This window comes from Psychrobacillus sp. NEAU-3TGS (genome assembly GCF_029955155.1).
Lineage (GTDB): Bacteria > Bacillota > Bacilli > Bacillales_A > Planococcaceae > Psychrobacillus.
The window spans coordinates 16116-38889 of sequence record NZ_JAPNOZ010000002.1; the positions used below are offsets into that span (position 1 = coordinate 16116).

A 22774-nucleotide genomic window follows, 5' to 3' on the forward strand; every position below is an offset into this window, starting at 1 on the left:
TGGAGGTGATTGGATGAAGTGGAAAAGAAGTGAACGATTAGTAGATATGACGCAATTCTTAATGGAACATCCTCATAAATTAATCCCTTTGACATTTTTTGCTTCTTTGTACGAATCAGCTAAATCTTCCATCAGTGAAGATTTAACGATCGTAAAAGAAACATTTGAAGAAAGAGGTAGCGGTTTACTTGTAACTGTGCCTGGAGCAGCAGGTGGAGTAAAGTTTATCCCGACGATGACGGACGAAGATGTAAAAGTTGTAGCAGAAGAGCTGATGGAACAACTTTCAAAGGCAGAACGTTTGTTACCAGGTGGCTACTTGTACATGACCGATTTGTTAGGAAGCCCAGCTCTAATGAATAAAGTGGGGAAAGTGTTTGCTTCCGCTTTTGCAAAGGAAAAAATAGACGCGATTATGACGGTTGCCACAAAAGGAATTCCTATTGCGCACGCCATAGCCAGACATTTAAATGTACCAGTAGTTGTTGTACGAAGAGACAGTAAAGTAACAGAAGGTCCAACGGTTAGTATTAATTATGTTTCTGGATCTGCCAGACGTATTCAAACGATGGTACTTTCTAAAAGAAGTATGGAAAAAGGACAACGTGTGTTAATCACTGATGACTTTATGAAGGTCGGTGGAACGATTAACGGGATGAAAAGCTTACTAGAGGAATTCAATTGTGAGCTTGCAGGCATTGCGGTACTGGTAGAAGCGGAGCATGAAGGCGAGCAGTTAGTAAAAGATTATTTATCTCTAGTGAAACTACACGAAGTAAATGAAAAAAGTGGTACAATTGCTTTAACAGAAGGAAATTATTTTGTGAAGGGTGGAAATTTAGATGAAAGCAGTAGCAACAACTAATGCACCAGCAGCAATCGGGCCTTATGTACAAGGAGTTATCGTAAATGGAATGTTTTATAGCTCTGGCCAAATCCCATTAACTCCAACAGGAGAAGTTGTAGAAGGTTCTATAACAGAACAAACAGCACAAGTATTTGCAAATTTAGAGGCAGTCTTAACAGAAGCTGGCTCATCTTTATCCAAAGTTGTAAAAACATTGGTGTTCTTAAAAGATATGAATGATTTTGCAGAATTCAATGATGCGTATGAAAAACATTTTGCAGGCCATAAACCAGCTCGTTCCGCTGTAGAAGTAGCAAGATTGCCCAAAGACGTAAAAGTGGAAATTGAAGTAATTGCTATAGTTTAAACATAAAGTATGTTTTCTTCGGAGAACATGCTTTTTTTTATTTAAAGAGGGATATAGAGATACTGTGCGGTAGTGAGTTGATGAAGATGTCCGCTAGATTTTCACTGCAGTCGTACGCTTTCAACCGGGTGAGCGATGAGCCATTCCCTCCGCTTAGGGCGTCGTTGGAATGTCTCATTTTGCTCCCTCATCCGGCAGGAGTCGACGCCTGCAGCAAAATCAATGGTAAATTCTTTTTTATTTATGATCGACCTACTAAAAACAAAATTATCAACAGTTTTCCACTCTATAGATCCAGTAAATGGATAAGGGCAACCAAACAGCTGTCGAAAGAAACCACTTCTATTCTGAGAGCAACCAAAAGACCGTTGGGGGCAACTAATCTAGTCTGAAAGCAACCAAATTACTCTTGAGAGCAACCAATTTTCATTAACCAAGTTTACTTGGAGTGAAACGCTATTAAACAGTGACGCTAATTAACTAGAATTATTTCTTACGGATTGTAGCGGAAAGCATACGCTCTGCAGCGGAAATTCTAGCGGACAATTCATTTAACCCATTACCACGCGGCATTCCTAAATTGTGAATCTATCTCAACATAAAGCACTTTTTATTTTATAATATTAAAAATATTCTTATATAAAAGAAGGAAAAATGAAATTCTTGTGGAATAGTATATGGATAGAAAGAGATGCAACTATGAAAAAGGGGTGGTGATTAAATGGAAGTAACTGACGTGAGGTTACGCAAAGTACTAACAGATGGTCGTATGCGTGCTATCGCTTCCATTACACTGGACAACGAATTTGTTGTGCATGATATTCGAGTGATAGATGGAAATGCTGGGTTGTTTGTTGCAATGCCAAGTAAAAGAACTCCAGAAGGTGAATTTAGGGATATTGCCCATCCGATAAATCCTGGAACGAGAAACAAAATTCAAGAAGCAGTATTGTATGCGTATCATTTAAGTAGTGATGCGGAAGAACAGAAACTAACAGAGGCCAGCGTATAATATACAAAAGCAAAAGCGCCTATATCTAATAACCATAGCTTTTTCTCCTATGATATCAAGGAGTAGCATCCTTCCCTGAGGAGCTGTGTACAAAAGATTGGACAACTAAAAAATGCACAACAAAACCATTTCTATTCCAGAGATGGTTTTTTTGTGCAATAAATTTGTCTATAATACTTGTTTTGTCATGTATTTGTCAAGAGATATTTCCTTGAAAAATCGGTTCATTTCCGCTATAGTCAAAAGAGGAAATTAGCCCACTGGAGGGAATTCGGAATATGACAAATACTTTTGCGGTTGTACTAGCAGCTGGTAAAGGAACTCGTATGAAGTCAAATCTATATAAAGTACTGCATCCTGTCTGTGGAAAGCCCATGGTGGAACATGTTATCGATAACATGGAAAAGCTAGGCGTTGAAAAAATCGTGACAGTAGTTGGTCATGGTGCAGAAGTTGTTCAAAGTGAATTAGGAAACAGAAGTGAGTATGTACTTCAAGCAGAGCAACTAGGAACAGCGCATGCAGTTTTACAAGCAGAAACAACACTTGCCGATTTATCTGGAACAACTATTGTAATTTGCGGGGATACACCACTAATTACAGCAGAAACAATGAGAGAGTTATTAAATCATCATAAACAAACAGGAGCTAAAGCGACGATTTTAACTGCAATTGCTACTGATCCAGCTGGGTATGGAAGAATAATCCGTGCTGAAGGTGGAAATGTAAAAAGCATTGTCGAGCAAAAAGATGCATCTGCAGAAGAGCAGCTTGTAAATGAGATTAACTCAGGTACTTATTGTTTCGATAATGAAGCATTATTTAAATCGTTAAAATTAGTGAAAAATGAAAATGCACAAGGTGAGTATTATTTACCGGATGTAATCGAAATTTTGCAAAAAGAAGGAGAAGTAGTTTCTGCTTTTGCCGCAAAGGATTTTGATGAGATTCTTGGTATAAATGATCGAATCGCACTTTCTCAAGCAGAACAGATCATGCGATCTCGTATTGCTCATCATCATATGCGTGAAGGTGTCACAATTATTGATCCTCAGAATACATACATCAGTAGCGATGCGATAATTGGTGCAGACACAGTTATCCAGCCTGGAGTTATTATTGAAGGACAAACTACCATTGGAGAAAATTGTATAATTGGTCCGAACAGTCATCTTGTTTCAAGTGTTATTGGGAACAGAACAACTATCCATTCATCCGTTGTGTTATCGAGTGAAGTCGGCGATCATACAACAATTGGTCCATTTGCACATATTCGACCACAGTCTGAACTTGGAAATGACGTGAAGATTGGTAACTTTGTTGAAGTGAAAAAATCGACAGTAGGAAATGGTAGTAAAATTTCTCACTTAAGTTATATGGGTGACGCTTCAATTGGCTCAAATGTAAATATTGGCTGTGGAACGATTACAGTAAATTATGATGGGAAAAATAAATTTGTAACAACAATCGAAGACGATGCTTTTGTTGGCTGTAACTCTAATTTAATAGCACCTGTTACAATTGGAACTAAGGCGTATGTTGCTGCAGGCTCTACAATCACAAAAAACGTTCCTGGTGAAGCACTTGCAATAGGTCGTGCACGACAAGAAAATAAAGAAGGCTATGTAAATAAACTAAAACTAAAATAACTGATTCCTCAGGAGGATTATCATGTCAGAACAATATGCAAATTCGAAGTTAAAAATATTTACCTTAAATTCTAATAAAGAATTAGCTGAAGAAATCGCAAACGCAGTAGGAGTTCCACTAGGGAAAAGCACAGTTACTAGATTCAGTGACGGCGAAGTTCAAATCAATATTGAAGAAAGTATCCGCGGTTGTGACGTGTTTATCGTCCAATCAACGTCTGCTCCTGTAAACGAACATATTATGGAATTACTAATAATGCTAGACGCTTTAAAACGTGCTTCTGCACGTACAATAAGTGTGGTATTACCTTACTACGGATATGCTCGTCAAGATAGAAAGGCACGTGCTCGTGAACCGATTACAGCTAAGCTTGTAGCAGACCTTTTAACAACAGCAGGGGCAACTCGTGCAATCGTATTGGATTTACATGCTCCACAAATTCAAGGATTCTTTAATATTCCGATTGACCATTTAGTGGCAGCGCCGATTTTATCTGATTATTTCTTAGAAAAAGATATTGATCCTGCGGAATTAGTTATTGTATCTCCAGACCATGGTGGTGTAACACGTGCTCGTAAAATGGCGGATCGCTTAAAAGCACCGATCGCTATCATCGATAAACGTCGTCCACGTCCAAATGTTGCAGAAGTAATGAATATTGTCGGTAATGTAGAAGGTAAGACTGCTATTTTAATCGACGACATCATCGATACAGCTGGTACTATTTCTATTGCGGCGCAAGCGTTAATGGAAAGCGGTGCAAAAGAAGTTTATGCTTGCTGTACGCACGCAGTACTATCTGGTCCAGCTATTGAACGTATCGATAACTCAGTAATAAAGGAATTAGTGATCACGAATTCAATTCAATTATCCGAAGAAAAAACGTCTCCAAAAATTAAAGAATTATCAGTAGCAAAATTATTAGGAGACGCAATCGTACGTGTATTCGAAGAAAAGTCAGTAAGTACTTTATTTGATTGAGATTAATCTGAATAATGTTTGAAGACTCCTGATAGTGGGTATACATATTGGTAGAAAACTATCGGGAGGATGAGAATAGATGAGTACAACTGTAAAAGCACAAGCAAGAGGGCGTAAAGAAAATAACAAGTTAAGAAATAATGGATATATTCCTGCTGTCGTATATGGTTTTGAAGTAGAATCACAACCAATCGCAGTAGAAGAAAAAGATTTAACTAAAACGCTTCGTGAAGTTGGTCGTAATGGAGTCATTAAGCTAGAAGTTAACGGTAAAACAGTTAACGCGGTGATGAGTGATTATCAGATGAATATACTAAAGGGTCAAATGATTCATGCAGACTTTTTAGCGATTAACATGCAAGAAGAGTTAGACGTAAACGTTTTAGTAAATGTTGTTGGTAATTCAGTTGGTGTATCTGAGGGTGGACTGCTGCAACAACCAAATAGAGAAATAACGATTACTGTAAAACCATCAAGTATCCCTGAAAGCATCGATGTTGATGTTTCGGGAATGGCAATTGGTGACACATTAACAGTTGCAGATGTTCGCGAAAAAATAGAGTACACTATTGTAAATGATGATGAGTATACATTAGCTACTGTGTCAGCACCGAGAGTAGAAGATACTGAAGAAACGGATACAGAAGAAACAACTGAAGAGACAAAAACAGAAGAATAATAAAACAAAAGGGATTGTCTTAAGGCAATCTCTTTTGTTTTATTAAGAAGATAAGAAAGTATCCTTCTGTTCGACACAACATAGTGAACTTAGCCGGTATCCCTCTAATATAGGCGCTTGCGCTTTTCTTATGATAAAATAAAGGAAATACGTATTAAAGGAATGGAAATGAATGAAAATTATTGTTGGTCTAGGAAATCCGGGGAAGCAATACGAAGCAACGAGACATAATATTGGTTTTCATGTAATAGACGAGCTTGCAAATCGCTTCAAGTTACCGCTCACGCAATCAAAGTTTAATGGGATGTATGGTATCTCTCATATAGGCACAGAAAAAGTTATGCTCTTGAAACCATTAACATACATGAACTTATCGGGTGAATGTATTGTACCGATGATGGATTATTTTGAAGTAGACGACGATGATCTCGTAGTTATTTATGATGATCTAGATTTACAAGTAGGAAAGCTTCGACTTCGTCAAAAAGGAAGTGCTGGAGGACATAATGGTATTAAGTCTATTATACAGCACCTAGGGACGCAAGAATTTAACCGAATTCGAATAGGAATTGACCGGCCTACGAACGGGATGAAAGTTCCAGATTATGTGCTTTCTAAATTTAGTGATGATGAAAGAATGGAAATGGAGACAGCAGTGAAAAAAAGTGCGGATGCATGTGAGGATTGGCTGTCAAAAAGTTTTTTAGAAGTGATGAATAAATACAATGGTGCATAAATTTTAACGAAAAGACCTATACTTCCTAAAAGGAGGTTTGATGGTTATGCCGATTCGTTATAAATGCCGCCACTGTGAAACAGAAATTGGTCAAATACCATTGATAGTATAGATGAACAGTTTCTAAATAAACATGAAATAACACCGGAAGAACAACATGAATACATAGTAAGTGGAGCTGAGGGAGAGTATACCGTGCAATGCATATGTGAAGAATGTCAAAATTCTCTTCAAACGTTTCCAAACTATTATGCATTAAAAAAATGGATACAGTAAAGATGCTTTGGCACGATTTCGTGCACAAAGCCTTTTCTGTTTTGTTATCATTCAAAAAAGTTCTTTTGTTTGTTGGATAGGGGAGGATTGAATGGAACTTTTAAGCAATCTATTAATCGAAGATACACATATACAAAAACTAGTAAGAGAATTAGAGGGTGGAAATGACCAACAGTTAATAACTGGTCTCAATTCTAGTGCAAGAGCTGTCTTCACAAAAATGCTTTATAAGGAACGTCGGAAAGCTATTTTAATTGTTACTCCCAATTTACTACATGCTCAAAAACTGACAGAGGATTTAGTAAAGCTTGTTGGAGAGGAATTAGTGCGCCTATATCCTGCAGACGAGCTTATAGCTGCAGATATATCCATCACAAGTCCAGAGCTTCGTGCACAGCGTCTGGAAGCATTAGATCATATGCTGACGAAAAAAAATGGAATTTATATTGTCCCGATTGCTGGATTAAAAAAGCATATGCCAAAAGTGAAAGACTGGAAAGAAAGTATAATCTCCGTTTCAGAAGGAGATGAAATAATACTAGAATCTTTCTTACAAAGTTTAGTGGATATGGGATATGTAAGACAACCAATGGTCACTACTCCTGGAGAGTTTGCTTTAAGAGGCGGAATCATTGATATTTATCCTTTATATTTAGAAAACCCGATCCGTCTAGAGTTATTTGATACAGAAGTAGATTCTATTCGAACATTCTCCGCGGAAGATCAGCGTTCTTTAGAAAAGTTGAAGGATATTCGAATATTACCAGCTACAGAGTATGTATTAACAGCGGATAAAAAGAAATTACTTGCTCATAAATTGGAACAATCCCTAGCAGAAAGTTTAAAAAAAAGTTAAAACACAGGAAATGAAAGATCAGTTTTATCAAAACATTCAACATGATATTGAATTATTAAAACAAGGTGAGCAACCGAAAGAATTTATGAAGTACGTCTCATTATTAGATGAAGACAATAGCTTCTTAGGGAACTACTTCAATCAAGATGGTATGGTTTTATTTGACGAGCTTGGAAGAATTCAAGAAGTAGCAGATACGTTAGAGAGAGAAGAGAATGACTGGTTTTTATCGTTATTAGAAGAAGGAAAAACAGTTCATGATGTAAAGCCTTCGTTTCATTTAAAAGATATCATTCACATGCTTTCGAATGAAAAAGTCTATTTTTCTTTATTTTCACGAACATTCTCCGGCATAACTATTAAGAAAAATGTAACGATCTCCTGCAAACCAATGCAAAACTTTCATGGGCAAATGCACTTATTGAAAAACGAAGTGGAACGGTTTATACAAGGGAAGTTCCGCGTTGTTATTTTAGCGGATGGTAAAGACCGCGTTTCCAAAATCCATACTGTTCTAGAAGATTATGAAATAGTCTCCAAGATTGGGGCCTCTACCGAAGATTTACAGCAGCCTGGTGTTTTTGTTGTAGAAGGTGATTTGGATGCAGGCTTTGAACTACCATTACAAAGAATTGCTGTTATTACAGATGCTGAGTTATTTAAACAAAAGCATAAGAAAAAAACAAGAACACAAAAAGTATCGAATGCAGAAAGGATTAAAAGTTATTCCGAAATTAAACCTGGAGACAATGTCGTACATATTCATCATGGGATAGGGAAATATATCGGAATAGAAACACTATTAGTTAACGGCATTCATAAAGACTATTTGCATATTCGATATCGTGGCGAAGATAAACTATTCGTTCCGGTCGACCAAATAGATCTTATTCAAAAGTATGTTGCTTCTGGAGAAAAGGATCCAAAGCTTCATAAACTAGGCGGGGCAGATTGGAAGAAAACAAAGACAAAAGTTTCTGCAGCTGTTCAAGATATTGCAGATGAACTGATAAAACTATACGCGAAAAGAGAAGCGGAAGTAGGATATGCTTTCGAACCAGATGGTGACATGCAACAATCTTTCGAGGCAGCCTTCCCTTATGAAGAAACCGAAGATCAACTTCGTACCATTCGTGAAGTGAAACAGGACATGGAAAGAGCTCGTCCAATGGATCGTTTAGTATGTGGCGATGTAGGATATGGGAAAACGGAAGTAGCTATTCGTGCTGTATTTAAAGCGGTGATGGAAGGAAAACAAGTTGCATTTCTCTGTCCTACAACCATCCTTGCACAACAGCATTATGAGACGATGCTAGAACGGTTCCAAGAGTTTCCCATTGAAGTAGGTTTACTTAGTCGTTTCCGTTCCAAAAAACAACAAACAGAAACGATTAATGGACTTAAAAAAGGAATGGTAGACGTAGTAGTAGGAACGCATCGAATCTTATCAAAAGACGTTATTTATCACGACTTAGGACTTCTCGTTGTCGATGAAGAACAACGGTTTGGCGTAAAGCATAAAGAAAAGATTAAACAATTAAAAACAAATGTAGATGTTATAACACTAACCGCTACCCCAATTCCACGTACATTACATATGTCGATGATTGGAGTAAGGGATTTATCTGTTATTGAAACACCACCTAAAAACCGTTTTCCTGTCCAAACGTATGTAATGGAATACAACGGTGCACTTGTCCGAGAAGCGATTGAACGAGAACTAGCAAGGGGAGGACAGGCATTCTACCTATATAACCGTGTAGAAGATATCACTCGAAAAGTAGATGAAATCCAAATGCTTGTACCAAGTGCGAGAGTTGGATTTGCACATGGACAAATGTCTGAAACGGAGCTTGAATCGGTTATTATTAGCTTTTTAGAAGGAGAATATGACGTTTTAGTCACGACGACTATTATTGAAACAGGTATTGATATCCCTAATGTTAATACGCTAATTATTCATGATGCAGATAAAATGGGATTGTCTCAGCTTTATCAATTACGTGGGCGTGTAGGGCGTTCCAACCGAGTTGCATATGCTTATTTAATGCACCAAAGAGATAAAGTGTTGACAGACGTAGCAGAAAAAAGATTGCAGGCGATTAAAGAGTTTACGGAGCTCGGTTCTGGCTTTAAAATCGCCATGCGAGATCTTTCTATTCGGGGAGCCGGTAATTTACTTGGATCTCAGCAACATGGGTTTATAGATTCGGTTGGTTTCGATCTCTATACACAAATGCTTGAAGATGCAATAGAAGAAAAACGAACGGGGATTAAAAAAGAGGAAATACCAGATTTAGAAATTGTGTTATCGACGGATGCATATATTTCAGATGAGTATATTCCAGACGGGTATCAAAAAATTCAAATGTATAAACGTGTGAAAGCAATGGAGAAGGAAGAGGAGTATTTGGATCTTGTAGATGAATTACAAGACCGTTTCGGTGATTTACCACTTGAAGCAGAGAAATTATTACGTATTGCACGTATGAAGGTTTATGGTAAATCAGCGGGCGTCGAATCCATTAAAGAAGTAAATAAAATCGTATCTATTCGATTTACCGTGGAAGGTACACAAAATATAAATGGCGCCTTACTTGTAGAGAAGTCTATGAAATATGGACGTGCGGTAGGATTTACGATGGATAATAGCAATCTGGTCATTACAATAGATGAACGGAAAACAGGGAAATTTGATCCGTTTGATGTATTAGAAGAAATGATGTTAGTTCTTCCAGAGGCAAAAAAAGAAATAGCATAAGCTAAATACCACTTTGCATATTTTTTGGTAATGTGATGCATACTATGGCAGAAATGAATTTTAGTTTCCAATCTGTCGAAAGTGAGGCAAATTACATGAAAGCAACTGGCATCGTACGTCGTATTGATGATTTAGGGCGAGTAGTAATCCCGAAAGAAATACGACGAACACTTCGCATCCGAGAAGGAGATCCGTTGGAAATTTTTACGGATAGAGATGGAGAAGTAATTTTAAAGAAGTATTCGCCTATAAGCGAGCTTGGAAGTTTTGCAAAAGAGTACGCGGAAACTTTGTATGAAACTTTAGGAACTCCAGTTCTGATAAGTGACCGTGATGAAATGATTGCAGCAGCAGGATTATCGAAAAAAGATTATTTAAATCGTAGGTTAAGCCCAGATGTAGAGGAAATAGTGAGTAAGAGATCCGTTGTAATGGAAAAACATGAAAACTCTGTAGAGTGGGTACCGGGAATTTTTGAAACAGTTAAGTCCTATTGTATCGCGCCTATAATTGCATCTGGAGATCCAATTGGGGCAGTATTTTTAATATCAAAAGTGCATTTTATCGGGGAAGCGGAACTAAAAGCAATTGAAACCGCTGCAAATTTCCTGGCAAAACAAATGGAAAGCTAAAAAAGTCTTCCTCTTTTACAAAAGAGGAAGGCTTTTTTGTGCTTTAGGAAATGATAAAGGCTATGATATGTAGATAACTTTTTATCAACTATTATTAATGGGAACTAGCGAGTTAGATTAATCGGCTGTCTCTTGTCGACGACTAGTGCGCATTCTAGTGAAACTGCGCGGTAAAGAGATACGTCAAAGGTAATTGATTTCCGCTCCAGGCGGACGCTTACCGCGGGGCGGGCGGTGAGCCTCCTCGTCGCACGCTCCTGCGGGGTCTCACCTGTCCCGCTGATCCCGCCGGTCGCCGCCTTGCGCTTCCATCAATAGTACTTGCTGACTAATCCATAATTAAATGCAAAAAAGCTCTTTAATTTATTTACCACTGTCAAGCTGTCTCTTATTTAAAATCATTTGATGTACAGTATAAATTATAGGGAAGGTTGCCATTAGCCATTCAAGCAATGGGTCTCAACAATAGATAACAATCGCTAGATAGTATATCTTTTCAACTAATCAAAGGTTTTCACCCATAGAAAATCCAACATAGTACTAAATTTAGTGTCTTATTATGAAGTAAATAACAAACTCTATTGGATTGTAGCGAAGGGGTGGCGACTCCGGCGGGAACAGTACGAGCTGAAAGCCCCGTAGGAGCGAGAGCTCCGAGGAGATGGAAGCCGTGCCCGCGGAAAGCGTCCGCCCTGCAGCGAAAATCCTAGTGGCCGCCTAAATAGAACTTGCTACCGCACAGTTTCCCTATACTCCTCACTTTTCTAAAGGCTTCGAAAAACAATCCATCCAATCCTCATTTATGTTTTTATTGTCCTGCGCCAACTTATCTTGTGTATAATAAATGCATTGCTGGATGGAAGAAGGATTCAACTATGAGTAATGATTGGAATATGAAGACTTATATGAAAGGGGCTGCAATGCTAACCGTTGCGGCAATTATTGTAAAACTACTAAGTGCAGTGTACCGAGTCCCTTTTCAGAACCTAGTAGGAGATGAAGGTTTTTATATTTACCAACAGGTATATCCGTTTATTGGGATTATTACAACTTGGACTTCCTATGGTTTTGCAGTTGCACTATCAAAAGTATTATCAGATTATAAAGCAAGCGGGAAAGAATACGCCATACCGCAAGTCCGGAAAATAGCATTTATCTACATTGGGATACTTTCCTTTTTGTCTTTTATCGTGTTGTATGTTGGTGCAAATTTTTTCGCAGAGGCGATGGGTGATGGAAATCTAGCTTACTTATTAAAAGCTGGTTCATATGTCATTTTACTGATGCCGATGCTTGCAGTGTTAAAAGGAGAATTTCAATCTAAAGGCCATATGCAACCAGTAGCGTATGCTCAAATAGTGGAGCAGGCAATTCGAGTTTCCGTTATATTACTTGGTACATGGATCGTTATATCCAAAAGCTTTGATCTATATAAAGCTGGCAGTATGGCAATGTACGGCGCGGTAGCAGGGGAACTTGCTGGTGTATTATTTTTGGCATTTATTTATTGGAAGGTAATTGGACGTGAGAAGAAGAGTCATAAACAAAAAGCTGTGCTACTTTGGCCAATTCTAAAAGATTTAACGATGATTAGTATTAGTGCAAGTATAAGTGCGTTATTATTTTTGCTACTACAATTAGTAGATTCATTTACCGTTTTTCAAATTCTTTTAGAAAATGGCTTGGAGAAGCAAGAGGCAATGGAGACAAAAGGAGTCTACGATCGTGGTCAACCACTTGTACAACTAGGGATTGTTATTGCATCCACTTTATCATTGGCGATCGTTCCACTCGTCGCACATCGGATGAATAAAGAAAAAGGACGAACCGCAATCCCTTTTATGCAGCTTACGTTTCGAGTAGCCTTTACTTTCAGTATTGCTGCAGCTTTAGGTCTGATTGTAGTACTTCCGTTTGTGAATGAGATGCTGTTTCAAACGAGAGATGAGTCAATCACTTTAATGGTGTTCTCTTTTCAAATTGTATGGATGTCTTTAATTCTCACCTTGATGGCAATGCTACAAGGAAGCGGAAAAGTAAAGCTTCCGACAGTGTTTTTAATGCTTGGTGTATGTAGTAAGTGGCTGGTAAATGGTATGCTTGTACCAGCGTACGGCATATTAGGGGCAGCTATAGCGGGAAATATTAGTTTAGTGCTTGTATTTATATGTATGTTTTATTATTTTAAAAGAAGTTGGAAGATACGTTTTGCTTCATTAGCATTTTACAAAGGAATTGCATTTTCCTCTGTAGCTATGGTTGCAGGTGTTATAGCTTATAGTTTAGTAGCAGATGCTTACTTTTTTGATTGGTTGCCTAGTCGTATAGAGGCACTTGCAATATCATTAAGTGCAGTCATGCTCGGAGCAGCGATCTTTTTAATAATTTTAGCAAAAAGACGTGTTATAGCGGAGAAAGAGTGGTTTTTATTGCCATTTGGTAGAAGAATGGCCTCTTTCCAGTTATGGCTAAATAAAGATTAGTAAGGGTGTGAACAGATGAATGAAATAACGATTATTGGACTTGGAGCAAGTGATTTAGATCAGCTTCCTTTAGGTATATATAAAAAGCTAAAAGCAGCAGAGCATTTATATGTACGTACAGAGCAGCACCCAGTATTGCAGGAGCTAAAATCGGAAGGTCTTAGCTGGACAAGCTTTGACACGATATACGAGGAAAATGATCAATTTGAAACGGTCTACGAAGAGATAGTACAAACACTGCTAAAGTTAGCAAACGAAACTTCTGTTACATACGCAGTGCCTGGGCATCCGCTTGTAGCAGAACAAACTGTTCAGTTATTAATCGAATCGGAGCGAAAGGGAAATGCAAATATCCGAATTGAAGGTGGACAAAGCTTTTTGGATCCAATTTTTGCAGCTTTACGCATTGATCCAATTGAAGGGTTTCAACTGTTAGATGGAACTAGTTTTAAACGAGATGATGTCCAAATGGGATCGCATGTACTAATCGGACAGGTGTATGATGCGTTTAGTGCATCTGAAGTAAAGCTAACACTTATGGAAAAGTATCCGGACGATTATGAAGTGACGATTGTAACAGCTGCAGGCTCTACGCAAGAAAAACTAACGAAAGTACCTTTATACGAGCTAGACCATGTAATGGAGCTTGATAACTTAACGACATTGTATATTCCCCCTATACAAGAGCAGGAAAAACGATTAAAGGAATGGCAAACATTACGCCAAATCGTCGCCGATTTAAGAGGGCCTAACGGATGTCCTTGGGATAAAGAACAAACGCATGCAACACTAAAGAAATATGCAGTAGAAGAAGTTTACGAGCTCTTACAGGCGATCGATGAGGAAGATGATGATCATATTGTCGAAGAACTTGGGGACGTCCTCTTACAAGTGTTTTTACACGCACAAATTGGAGAGGATAGTGGATACTTCAACATGGAGGATGTACTGAACTCCATTTCCGATAAAATGATTCGTAGACATCCACATGTATTTGGAGAAGTCACCGCAAACAGCACAGAGGACGTCATGCGCAATTGGCAGCAAATAAAAGCGGAAGAGAAAAACAGCGATGAGGAGTCATTACTGGACGGAGAAATGCGTTCAGATTCTTCCCTTCTAACATCTTTCAATTATCAAAAGAAAGTTGCCAAGGCTGGTTTTGATTGGCCAGATGTCTCTGGTGCTTGGGACAAATTCTCAGAAGAGTTAGCAGAGTGGAAAGAAGAATTACAGTCGGGGACAAAAGATACACAAGTGGATGAGCTAGGAGATGTGTTATTTACAATTGTTAATCTAGCACGGTTTTATGGAATATCTCCTGAGCAAGCAATGATACAAGCGAATGAAAAATTTAAAAGAAGATTCCAATTTATCGAGTCGAGTGTTAAAAAGGGAAAAGGAAAATTTTCAGAATATAATTTAGAAGAGCTCGATAATTTTTGGAATGAAGCAAAGAAACTAGAGAGGTAGTGTGAATATGAGATTAGATAAATTTTTAAAAGTTTCTAGATTGATTAAAAGAAGAACACTTGCAAAAGAAGTTGCAGACCAAGGAAGAATTACGATTAACGGAAAAGTAGCAAAAGCAAGCTCCGATGTAAAAGCAGGGGATGAGTTATCTATTCGTTTCGGGCAAAAAGTAGTAACCGCTTCTGTTGATGCGATTAAAGATTCGGCGAAAAAAGAAGATGCTGCTTCTATGTTTACCATAATAAAAGAAGAACGACTGGAAAAAATCGACCCAGCATTTATAGATGACGAAGATTAAGAAAAAAAGCATGACACATTTGTCATGCTTTTTTTTTACGTGCATACAATGAATTAGGACAAGGAGAGGAGAGAGCATATGCAATTTCAAGCAGAAAACCAAACAATTACTATTCCATCGGGGGACCACTTAATATCGTTAAGAAACCGAAAAAGAATGGATTTAACTTCTGTAAAAGCAATTGAACGATTTGACCAACAAGAGTTCTATGTAAGAACATCACAAGGATTGCTTCTTATCAAGGGAGAAGAACTGAAGATTGTCCATTTAGATGTAGACAAAGGCCTGCTAACCCTAGATGGAATTGTAAAGGCCATCCAGTATGATGAGGAGCAGAATTTAGACGGTGCTCGAGGGTTACTTCATAAACTATTCGGATGACACTCTCTTTACAATTTTTTAGTTTATTATTAATGGTGTTGAGTGGAGTAGTCATAGGTGCGATAATTGAAGGGACACGCTTTGTGATGAATAGTTTTCCAAAGCGTACCTTTGTTTTCAAATATAGCACTGCTCTAGAAATAATCATTTGGATTTTACTTGGATTAGGAACTTTTTATATTCTTTTTCAAGTACGAGATGGTATATGGAGAATTTATGATCCATTAGCACAAATAGTAGGCATTCTATTGTATGAGCAATTGTTTCAGCCTATTTTTCGTTTTATGGGAAGAGTTTTCTTACGGATGATTATCCAACCGATTTGGTTTATCATTCGCATAATTGTAACAATTATTCGTAAAATTCTTAGATTGATAGCACTTATTCTTTTAACTATAGTTCGACCGTTCCGCTTTATTTATAAAAAAATGCGGCATTTGGCTCTTAAGAAAAAACCGAAATTCCGTTATAATAAAAAGTACACGAAAAATTAAGGTACTTTGACGGGAGAGGGCGAAATGGGAGAAAAGCAAAGAAACGTATCCGCTTTGAAACAAGTTGCAGCAATTAATACAGATTATGTTCGCTCTATCGAACGTCAAGAAAATCGTAAAAAAGCAAAAAAGGTTCGTTTGTTTAGGCGTTTAGCTGTATTTGGAATTATGTCTTTAGCGCTTGTAGGATTTTTAATAACTACCTTAATAAACAGTAATCAGGCATTAGAAGAAAAACAATTACAAAAAGAAAAAGTCTCGGAAGAATTAGCAAAAGTCCAGGAAGAACAGGAAATGCTGAAGCTTCAAATTTCAAAATTAAATGACGATGAGTACATTGGAAAATTATTAAGAAAAGAATATTTCCTTTCAGAAGAAGGGGAAATTATCTTTACACTTCCAGATCCTAAAGAGAAATAAATTAAAAAAACAAGTTATAAAAGAGTAGTCTTATTGACACTCTTTTTTTGTTAGCTATAATAAAGGTAGGGAACGGTATGAAAAAAATCATACTAGCTCGCTAAAGAGTCGTTTAAAATTTAAGGAGGAGCATTTTTTTTATGTCAATTGAAGTAGGCAGCAAGGTACAAGGTAAAGTAACAGGAATCACTAACTTCGGAGCATTCGTCGAGCTGCCAGGAGGCTCAACAGGTCTAGTTCACATTAGTGAAGTTGCGGATAATTATGTGAAAGATATTAATGAGCATTTGAAGGTTGGAGACGTTGTTGAAGTTAAGGTGATGAATGTTGAAGCGGACGGCAAAATCGGATTATCTATCCGTAAAGCGAAGCCTCAAGCGGAAAGACCAGAGAGACCAGAACGTTCTCAGCGTCCACGTAACAACAATCGCCCAAATGATCGTGATCGTCCGAATAAAGAGAATTTTGAGCAGAAAATGGCACGATTCCTAAAGGATAGTGAAGATCGTTTGTCTACGTTAAAGCGTGCAACAGAATCTAAGCGCGGCGGTAGAGGCGCAAAAAGAGGATAACATGCTGTCTGTTTTATCGGTAGAAAAAATGTTTAATAGATGAAAAGGTGTTCAGCATTGCTGACGCCTTTTTTGTATAAACAATATTAGTTATAAATGTATGCAATAGGAGGGGGAAGTCATGACAAAAGAGGAAATACGACAAGCACACATAGAATACTTGAATTGGATAGACTCGTTATCAAAGTTAAATGAAGAACAAGCCAATACGCCGTACGCGGCAGGAAAGTGGTCACCAAACGAGATAATTATGCATTTAGCAGAGTGGGATCGATTTACTTTAGTGCAACGTATACCTAGTATGAGAGAAGGTGAAAAGCTTGAAGCGTTTCCAGACTTCGAAGTCTTTAATGCAAAAGCCGCAGCCCTTGCTCATGAACAAACATTTAAAGAAACCCTCTCTTACGCAAAACAACAACGTCAAAGCATTATGGAGCAATTGCAAGCAATTGCTGAAGTAGAATGGGACAAGGTTTTTTATATTGGGGAACATAAAGAAACTATTCGTAGATACTTCACTAGTTTTATGGAGCATGACAATCATCATCGAGCACAAATTTCCACTAGATAGAAAAAAGAGACATCCAAATTACAAGGATGTCTCTTTTAGTAAATCCGGCCAATAGTCTCACTTTCCTAAAGAAAATCCTTCAAATAAGCGACCACCATAAGGATATAACGCTTTATCTACTATTTCAATTACTTCGCTTTTCTGACCGGTTTTATAATAAAGATCAAAAGCTTCGACAAATTGGTCTGTGAATGCCTCATCATATTCTTTTAGTGATCGGACAATCCACTTTGATGCACCAATCCACCTACGATTCGTACGTAATATAAATTCACAAGTCAGTTCAGCCAAGATATTAGCGATAAATAATTCCTCGGCTCTATTATTACTTCCAATAAAGTCATCCAGTGCATCTGTTATAAAATAACGCTTTATTTTTATCGTTTCGACCGACCATAATTCCGGACCGGTGGCTAATATTTGCTTTGCTTCCTCTTGAATAGCTTCCAAAATTCCCTCGTTTTTTAAGCTAACACCTTCAGCAATCATTCTTGGTAAAGAAGGTCTTGCCCTTTTACGATCGCTTTCAAAATAATCTTTGTAAGAGACTAAGTTATGAACAAATACCTCTATGGGCCAACCACTGAAGATAAGGGACTCTCTGTAGGATGAGTGAGTATCTTCGCTAAATACGACAATGTCCAAATCAGAAGTTTCTGTCGCCTTTCCTCGAACGACACTTCCTGCTAAAATAGCGCCCTGGCAATACGGGAAATAGATAGAAATAAATTGCTTTGCAGCTTCAATAGGCTCAAGTCTATTTGGATTCATATCGCAATCTCCTTTTATGTATATGAAAAAAGCAATTTCTAAAGTTAAGCTTTAGAAATTGCTTTTTTAAATGATGACCCCTACGGGATTCGAACCCGTGTTACCGCCGTGAAAGGGCGGTGTCTTAACCGCTTGACCAAGGGGCCATATTAAAATATGCCATTTTTAATATGATAATAATTTAAGTTATCCGACATTATCTGAGTGCCTATAAATGAATAATCAATTAAAAATGTATGGCGGCAGAGGGAGTCGAACCCACGACCTTTCGGGTATGAACCGAGTGCTCTAGCCAACTGAGCTACACCGCCGTTTTAACGAACAATTAACATATTACAATCCTTTTGTTAAAGTGTCAATACTTCTTTTGAAAAATTATAAAAAGATAAAAAGAAAGTTTATTCCGACAAATTATACTTAGTTATAATTTAACAAATGTAGCCCTTATATTAGAGCTAAAGGTCTTTAATAAATACTACTTATTTATCCGTATAAACGCATGAACAGTACATTTTGGTCAGTCCTTTATTGGTTAAGAATATTCCTTATATGCATCCCGCAATCCTTTTTCCCCGTTTCACTTCATGACCGAAATCGTCGAAAACTTTTTATAGGGAGACGTCAGAAAGAGACATACTTTTTGTGCATACAGTAGGTATACTTCCATCAATAGTTGAATACGGGGAGGTATAAGATTTGAAAACAATGTATGAGCAAGAGCAAAAAAGGAGTTTGTCTTTTAGAAGGGTAATAGAGGGTCTTCAAGCACGAAAAGTAGCTATTTCACTTACGGTTGTCTTTTTTATTCTTTCATTTTTCTTAGCACAAGTTGTACTATTCGAAGCTTCTGTACCTTTTTTTCTTCCGATTTGGGCACTTGTTAGTTTACGTTTTCCACGTTTTCTTCCGTGGACAATTGCGGGAGCTTTACTGGGCAGTGTGACATTAGGACTTGGACAAGTAGTGATCCATGCGTTGCAAGCGCTTCTATTCCCTCTTTATTCGAAAAGAATTTTAAAGAAAATTCCTGTGCCAATCTTTGTTTTGTTGGACGTGGTTATTATCCAGTCTATATGGCAATATGTTTCGTACAGTGGAAATGTTCCAGGTACCATTTGGTTAGCAATTGCTTACGAAGGAGTACTGGCTTTATTCATGACGATATTTTTGTTTCAACTTTTCCTTCCTATGCCAGACTTCATTCATAAAAGATGGACGGCCGAAAGAATGGGGGCGGCATTACTAATAGGGGCACTAGTATTAACAGGGATGTCTTCGTATATTTTCGGATATGTTTCTATCCCATTAATATTTACTCACTTGGTTATCGCGATATCAGCGGCAGTAGGTGGTGTTCAACTTGCTACAGTAGTTGCAGTACTCGCAGGGACTGTGTTAAGTATTTCCAAGCTCAGTTTTAGTGGAATGATAGCTGTATATGCATTAACTGGATTTTTCGCAGGACTTCACAAGCCTTTTGGTAGGTTGTGGCAAGCGTTTGGTATGCTTGGAGCAACATTTTTCTTTATACTCTACGATCGAACTTTACCTTTAGATGCTGTTTATATTGGTTCTCTCGTTACTGCTTCTTTACTGTTTTTTGTCATTCCGTCTAGTTGGATCAAAACTTTAAAGGATCAATTATTTCCGGATACTTCAAATGTTCTTTTAAGAAGGCAAAAGTGGATGACGGAAAAAGTAAACCATCAACTTCAGGAGTTTCAGCATTTTGTTGACTTCATCACACGATTTATATCAGATCGGTTCGAACCAAAAGCAGCCGCTCAGAAAGGACAACCCGCCCCGCTACCAATTTGTCAGGCTTGTTTTCGTTACGAAACTTGTTGGGGGGAAAAGTCAAACGGAATTCCGGCATTGATGAAACAATGGGAGGAGCAACCGAATAAGACGAGGTTCCACATAGAAAAGAAAATGCAGTACAAATGTATAAAGCCTGCCCAAATTATGAAAGAGTTAAAAGAGAAGGAGGCGAAAAAACAATTATCATATGAAATGCAGCATGGTAAAAAGATGTTCGCACTAAAACTTCGTGATATGGGTAATCATATGGGAGAGCTTATGAGTAATCTAGAAAATGATGTAACATTATATACTTCACATGAGGAGGAGATTAAACAAAAGTTTCAGCAATGTAATATTCCGTACTTTCAAATTGATGTGCTCAATATTGAAATTGGGCAAATGGAAGTAGTATGTTGCTTGCCGATTGAGTCAAAAGCGAAAATGACTGGGGAAAGATTGGTATTACCAATATTATATGACTTGTGGAAAGAGCCTTTCGAAATTACATCGATGAAAGAAATGCACCATCCGTACGAGCATGTGCAAATGACTTGTAAATCCTCCGTACGCTTTGAAATAACGCATGATATTTATACATCTTCTAGTAGAAATACGATTTATTCAGGGGATGCACATGCTGTTTTCCAACTTCATCCCGGTTTACTTGCGGTTATTTTATCGGATGGTATGGGGAATAATGTAGAGGCTCACCGAGAAAGCAGAAGAGTGATGCAATTTATGCGCGAATGTTTGAATAAAAAAATGGATCCGGAAACGACTATGCATACGCTGCATTACATGATGAGCTTACAGGATGATACGGATAGTTATGCGACCGTAGATTTAGCGTTAATTGACTTACAAAACGGAGAACTATGGTCATGGAAGGCGGGAAGTATGTCAACGTATTTAATCAGAGGCAATGAAATGCGGAAAATTGAAAGTCAGCATGTGCCATTTGGATTTTTACCAACTTTTTCGATTGAGGCAAGAAAAGTAGATGTAAAGGATGGAGATGTATTAGTGATGCTTTCAGATGGAGTCTTTTCTGCCAATACATCCATCGAAAAACAAGAAATGTATTACAAAAAAATACTACAAGATCCAACGATGAATGCAGAACGTTTTGTCAAGACGCTAGAAGAAACGTACTCTTTACCAGGAGACGATCGAACCGTCATCTTCATGCAAGTGAAACACGCAGTTCCGGAATGGTCCATTTTTTCACCGCGCCAAGCAGCAAAATACCAAGAAAACATGGTACACTAATAAGAAAAGCGGAAGCGCCAAGCAAATACGAAATAAGGTGAAGAGATGCAGCCGTTCATCCGGAAGATAAAAGAATATATAGACAAGCATCAGCTTATAAAAGAAGGGGACCGTCTCCTCATTGCTTGCTCTGGTGGAGCAGATTCTTTAGTATTAGTGCATGTTTTAAATACTTTAAAAGAAACGTATCGTGTCGAAATAGGAATTGCGCATGCTGATCATCAGTTAAGAGGAGAGGAATCAGCTGAAGATAGTAGATTTGTCGAACGATTCGCAGCTAATTTAAATATTCCATTTTACGCAGCAACTCTGGAAGTACCAAAACGAGTTGCTGCAGAAGGTGGAAATGTACAAGCAATTTGTCGAGAAGAGCGATATTCTTTTTTCGAAAAAACAATGAAAAACTTTCATTATACAAAGCTAGTGCTTGGTCATCATGCAGATGACCAAATAGAATCTGTCATTATGTCACTGACGAGAGGCTCTAATTCGTCTACTATTACAGGAATACCGAGGTCCAGACCTTTTTCGGAAGGCCACATCATCCGTCCATTTCTGTGTATAACGAAAAATGAGATCTTCGAGTATATTCATCTTCATCAGCTATCATTTAGACATGATCCAAGCAATGATAAACATACATATACTAGGAATCGTATTCGTCATACAATTGTCCCGCTTCTAAAAGAAGAAAACCCCAATCTGAGCGACAGTATTCGCACATTTGTGGAGAAACAAAAGCAGGATGAAGACTTTCTTCAAAGCATGGCGAAAAGAAAGTATGAACAGCTTGTGACAATTGATCAGGAGGGCGTTTTTTTTCTAGATACAAAGTGCTTTATAGAAGTGCCCATCGCTTTACAAAGAAGAGTGATTCTACTACTATTAAAGTATCTATACAAAAACTCCGAAATACTTCTTAATGATCACTTAATCGATTCCATTTTGGCTGCTTGTAATAAGCATGATGGCAATATTACCATTCATTTGCCTCAAGATTATTTCCTCGTACGTCATTACAATAAAGTTCAGTTTTCCTCTGGTAAACAACAACCTATTATTGCTAGGAATGTAGTAGAAGAGGACAGTTGGATTAATATTGGTGCTGGCTATTCCATCTATTTAACGAGAAACTTGACCGATGCTACTTCCGGTGAAAAATGGTTTGTTCAACTAGAAAATGATTGCCTTCCATTGATGATACGTCAAAGAGAAGAAGGGGATCGTATCCTGGTAAAAGGGATGAATTCTCTCAAAAAAGTATCTCGGGTATTTATAGATGAAAAAGTCTCAGCACAGGAAAGAATGGAGTGGCCACTACTTGTAACATCGAAAAATGAAATTATAGCAGTAATTGGACTTCGTTATGGAGAAAGATTCTCAAAGAAATACTACTCGCAAAACTATGTATTATACATAAAGCGAGACTAATCATTAGGGGG

The 22774-nt window shown here is 37.8% G+C and carries 21 protein-coding genes, 2 tRNA genes and 1 pseudogene; 21 read left to right on the plus strand and 3 right to left on the minus strand.

Features of this window, described 5'->3' with window-relative positions; genetic code table 11:
* Window positions 1–13: 13 nt before the first annotated feature.
* The 19 genes and pseudogenes from purR (at window position 14) to OR571_RS00625 (ending at window position 17489) form a co-directional block, all read left to right on the plus strand.
* Window positions 14–865 (plus strand): pur operon repressor, encoded by an 852-nt coding sequence (purR, locus tag OR571_RS00545; protein ID WP_282240948.1) that lies wholly within the window; start codon window positions 14–16, stop codon window positions 863–865.
* Entirely contained in the window at window positions 843–1214 is a 372-nt protein-coding gene (locus OR571_RS00550) for a RidA family protein (RefSeq protein ID WP_282240949.1), read from the plus strand. Before purR ends, OR571_RS00550 begins: the two co-directional genes overlap by 23 nt.
* A gap of 721 nt (window positions 1215–1935) precedes the next feature.
* A complete protein-coding gene (gene spoVG / locus OR571_RS00555) occupies window positions 1936–2226 on the plus strand; it encodes a septation regulator SpoVG (RefSeq protein ID WP_142540916.1) in 291 nt (96 codons plus the stop codon).
* A 278-nt stretch (window positions 2227–2504) separates the two neighbouring features.
* Window positions 2505–3875, plus strand: coding sequence for a bifunctional UDP-N-acetylglucosamine diphosphorylase/glucosamine-1-phosphate N-acetyltransferase GlmU (gene glmU, locus OR571_RS00560; RefSeq protein ID WP_282240950.1), 1371 nt, complete (start codon window positions 2505–2507; stop codon window positions 3873–3875).
* A gap of 22 nt (window positions 3876–3897) precedes the next feature.
* Window positions 3898–4857, plus strand: a complete 960-nt coding sequence (locus tag OR571_RS00565) for a ribose-phosphate diphosphokinase (RefSeq protein ID WP_282240951.1) — start codon at window positions 3898–3900, stop codon at window positions 4855–4857.
* A gap of 79 nt (window positions 4858–4936) precedes the next feature.
* Window positions 4937–5536 carry a 50S ribosomal protein L25/general stress protein Ctc gene (locus tag OR571_RS00570; protein WP_282240952.1) on the plus strand — a complete coding sequence of 200 codons (600 nt, stop codon included), beginning with the start codon at window positions 4937–4939 and terminating at the stop codon, window positions 5534–5536.
* Between the two features lie 172 nt (window positions 5537–5708).
* On the plus strand, window positions 5709–6272 hold the full coding sequence (gene pth, locus OR571_RS00575) for an aminoacyl-tRNA hydrolase (RefSeq protein ID WP_282240953.1): 564 nt from the start codon (window positions 5709–5711) through the stop codon (window positions 6270–6272).
* A 46-nt stretch (window positions 6273–6318) separates the two neighbouring features.
* The gene (locus tag OR571_RS22890; RefSeq protein WP_481900350.1) at window positions 6319–6384 is read left to right on the plus strand and encodes an anti-sigma-F factor Fin; all 66 of its coding nucleotides are present in this window, start codon (window positions 6319–6321) and stop codon (window positions 6382–6384) included.
* A 53-nt stretch (window positions 6385–6437) separates the two neighbouring features.
* Window positions 6438–6548 (plus strand): anti-sigma-F factor Fin, encoded by a 111-nt coding sequence (locus OR571_RS22895; protein ID WP_481900351.1) that lies wholly within the window; start codon window positions 6438–6440, stop codon window positions 6546–6548.
* 91 nt (window positions 6549–6639) lie between these two features.
* A pseudogene (mfd, locus tag OR571_RS00580) lies at window positions 6640–10165 on the plus strand (transcription-repair coupling factor).
* Between the two features lie 95 nt (window positions 10166–10260).
* Complete coding sequence (spoVT, locus tag OR571_RS00585) at window positions 10261–10797, plus strand: stage V sporulation protein T (protein ID WP_142540949.1); 537 nt, start codon at window positions 10261–10263, stop codon at window positions 10795–10797.
* Window positions 10798–11672: 875 nt separating this feature from the next.
* Entirely contained in the window at window positions 11673–13280 is a 1608-nt protein-coding gene (locus OR571_RS00590) for a putative polysaccharide biosynthesis protein (protein ID WP_282240954.1), read from the plus strand.
* 15 nt (window positions 13281–13295) lie between these two features.
* Entirely contained in the window at window positions 13296–14753 is a 1458-nt protein-coding gene (yabN, locus tag OR571_RS00595) for a bifunctional methyltransferase/pyrophosphohydrolase YabN (RefSeq protein ID WP_282240955.1), read from the plus strand.
* Window positions 14754–14760: 7 nt separating this feature from the next.
* Window positions 14761–15051, plus strand: coding sequence for an RNA-binding S4 domain-containing protein (locus tag OR571_RS00600; protein ID WP_142540925.1), 291 nt, complete (start codon window positions 14761–14763; stop codon window positions 15049–15051).
* Window positions 15052–15129: 78 nt separating this feature from the next.
* Window positions 15130–15432: a sporulation protein YabP gene (gene yabP, locus OR571_RS00605; protein ID WP_142540926.1), complete on the plus strand. Its 303-nt coding sequence runs from the start codon at window positions 15130–15132 to the stop codon at window positions 15430–15432.
* Window positions 15429–15926: a spore cortex biosynthesis protein YabQ gene (gene yabQ / locus OR571_RS00610; RefSeq protein WP_282240956.1), complete on the plus strand. Its 498-nt coding sequence runs from the start codon at window positions 15429–15431 to the stop codon at window positions 15924–15926. Before yabP ends, yabQ begins: the two co-directional genes overlap by 4 nt.
* A 24-nt stretch (window positions 15927–15950) precedes the next feature.
* The gene (locus tag OR571_RS00615) at window positions 15951–16346 is read left to right on the plus strand and encodes an FtsB family cell division protein (protein ID WP_282240957.1); all 396 of its coding nucleotides are present in this window, start codon (window positions 15951–15953) and stop codon (window positions 16344–16346) included.
* 140 nt (window positions 16347–16486) lie between these two features.
* The gene (locus OR571_RS00620) at window positions 16487–16918 is read left to right on the plus strand and encodes a S1 domain-containing RNA-binding protein (protein WP_282240958.1); all 432 of its coding nucleotides are present in this window, start codon (window positions 16487–16489) and stop codon (window positions 16916–16918) included.
* Between the two features lie 121 nt (window positions 16919–17039).
* Window positions 17040–17489, plus strand: a complete 450-nt coding sequence (locus tag OR571_RS00625) for a DinB family protein (RefSeq protein ID WP_282240959.1) — start codon at window positions 17040–17042, stop codon at window positions 17487–17489.
* Between the two features lie 57 nt (window positions 17490–17546).
* Here OR571_RS00625 and OR571_RS00630 read toward each other — a convergent pair whose 3' ends face one another.
* The 3 genes from OR571_RS00630 to OR571_RS00640 all read right to left on the minus strand — a co-directional run bounded on the left by OR571_RS00630 (window position 17547) and on the right by OR571_RS00640 (window position 18571).
* Window positions 17547–18260: a nucleotidyltransferase domain-containing protein gene (locus OR571_RS00630; RefSeq protein ID WP_282240960.1), complete on the minus strand. Its 714-nt coding sequence runs from the start codon at window positions 18258–18260 to the stop codon at window positions 17547–17549.
* A 74-nt stretch (window positions 18261–18334) separates the two neighbouring features.
* Window positions 18335–18406 (minus strand) — tRNA-Glu (locus OR571_RS00635).
* A 91-nt stretch (window positions 18407–18497) separates the two neighbouring features.
* Window positions 18498–18571: transfer RNA gene (locus OR571_RS00640), tRNA-Met, on the minus strand.
* Between the two features lie 394 nt (window positions 18572–18965).
* On the opposite strand from OR571_RS00640, the gene OR571_RS00645 reads away from it, so the two are divergent.
* Window positions 18966–21332: a SpoIIE family protein phosphatase gene (locus OR571_RS00645; RefSeq protein WP_282240975.1), complete on the plus strand. Its 2367-nt coding sequence runs from the start codon at window positions 18966–18968 to the stop codon at window positions 21330–21332.
* Window positions 21333–21377: 45 nt separating this feature from the next.
* Window positions 21378–22763, plus strand: a complete 1386-nt coding sequence (tilS, locus tag OR571_RS00650; RefSeq protein WP_282240961.1) for a tRNA lysidine(34) synthetase TilS — start codon at window positions 21378–21380, stop codon at window positions 22761–22763.
* Window positions 22764–22774: the final 11 nt, after the last annotated feature.

Excerpts from the sequence above, each read along its gene's own strand:
- tilS (WP_282240961.1), top strand. The coding sequence starts at position 21,378 with ATGCAGCCGTTCATCCGGAAGATAAAAGAATATATAGACAAGCATCAG.
- yabN (WP_282240955.1), top strand. The coding sequence starts at position 13,296 with ATGAATGAAATAACGATTATTGGACTTGGAGCAAGTGATTTAGATCAG.
- OR571_RS00550 (WP_282240949.1), top strand. The coding sequence starts at position 843 with ATGAAAGCAGTAGCAACAACTAATGCACCAGCAGCAATCGGGCCTTAT.
- OR571_RS00625 (WP_282240959.1), top strand. The coding sequence starts at position 17,040 with ATGACAAAAGAGGAAATACGACAAGCACACATAGAATACTTGAATTGG.
- OR571_RS00590 (WP_282240954.1), top strand. The coding sequence starts at position 11,673 with ATGAGTAATGATTGGAATATGAAGACTTATATGAAAGGGGCTGCAATG.
- OR571_RS00600 (WP_142540925.1), top strand. The coding sequence starts at position 14,761 with ATGAGATTAGATAAATTTTTAAAAGTTTCTAGATTGATTAAAAGAAGA.
- OR571_RS00565 (WP_282240951.1), top strand. The coding sequence starts at position 3,898 with ATGTCAGAACAATATGCAAATTCGAAGTTAAAAATATTTACCTTAAAT.
- pth (WP_282240953.1), top strand. The coding sequence starts at position 5,709 with ATGAAAATTATTGTTGGTCTAGGAAATCCGGGGAAGCAATACGAAGCA.
- glmU (WP_282240950.1), top strand. The coding sequence starts at position 2,505 with ATGACAAATACTTTTGCGGTTGTACTAGCAGCTGGTAAAGGAACTCGT.
- spoVT (WP_142540949.1), top strand. The coding sequence starts at position 10,261 with ATGAAAGCAACTGGCATCGTACGTCGTATTGATGATTTAGGGCGAGTA.
- yabP (WP_142540926.1), top strand. The coding sequence starts at position 15,130 with ATGCAATTTCAAGCAGAAAACCAAACAATTACTATTCCATCGGGGGAC.
- OR571_RS00645 (WP_282240975.1), top strand. The coding sequence starts at position 18,966 with ATGTATGAGCAAGAGCAAAAAAGGAGTTTGTCTTTTAGAAGGGTAATA.
- purR (WP_282240948.1), top strand. The coding sequence starts at position 14 with ATGAAGTGGAAAAGAAGTGAACGATTAGTAGATATGACGCAATTCTTA.
- OR571_RS00570 (WP_282240952.1), top strand. The coding sequence starts at position 4,937 with ATGAGTACAACTGTAAAAGCACAAGCAAGAGGGCGTAAAGAAAATAAC.
- OR571_RS00615 (WP_282240957.1), top strand. The coding sequence starts at position 15,951 with ATGGGAGAAAAGCAAAGAAACGTATCCGCTTTGAAACAAGTTGCAGCA.
- OR571_RS00620 (WP_282240958.1), top strand. The coding sequence starts at position 16,487 with ATGTCAATTGAAGTAGGCAGCAAGGTACAAGGTAAAGTAACAGGAATC.
- OR571_RS00630 (WP_282240960.1), bottom strand. The coding sequence starts at position 18,260 with ATGAATCCAAATAGACTTGAGCCTATTGAAGCTGCAAAGCAATTTATT.
- spoVG (WP_142540916.1), top strand. The coding sequence starts at position 1,936 with ATGGAAGTAACTGACGTGAGGTTACGCAAAGTACTAACAGATGGTCGT.
- yabQ (WP_282240956.1), top strand. The coding sequence starts at position 15,429 with ATGACACTCTCTTTACAATTTTTTAGTTTATTATTAATGGTGTTGAGT.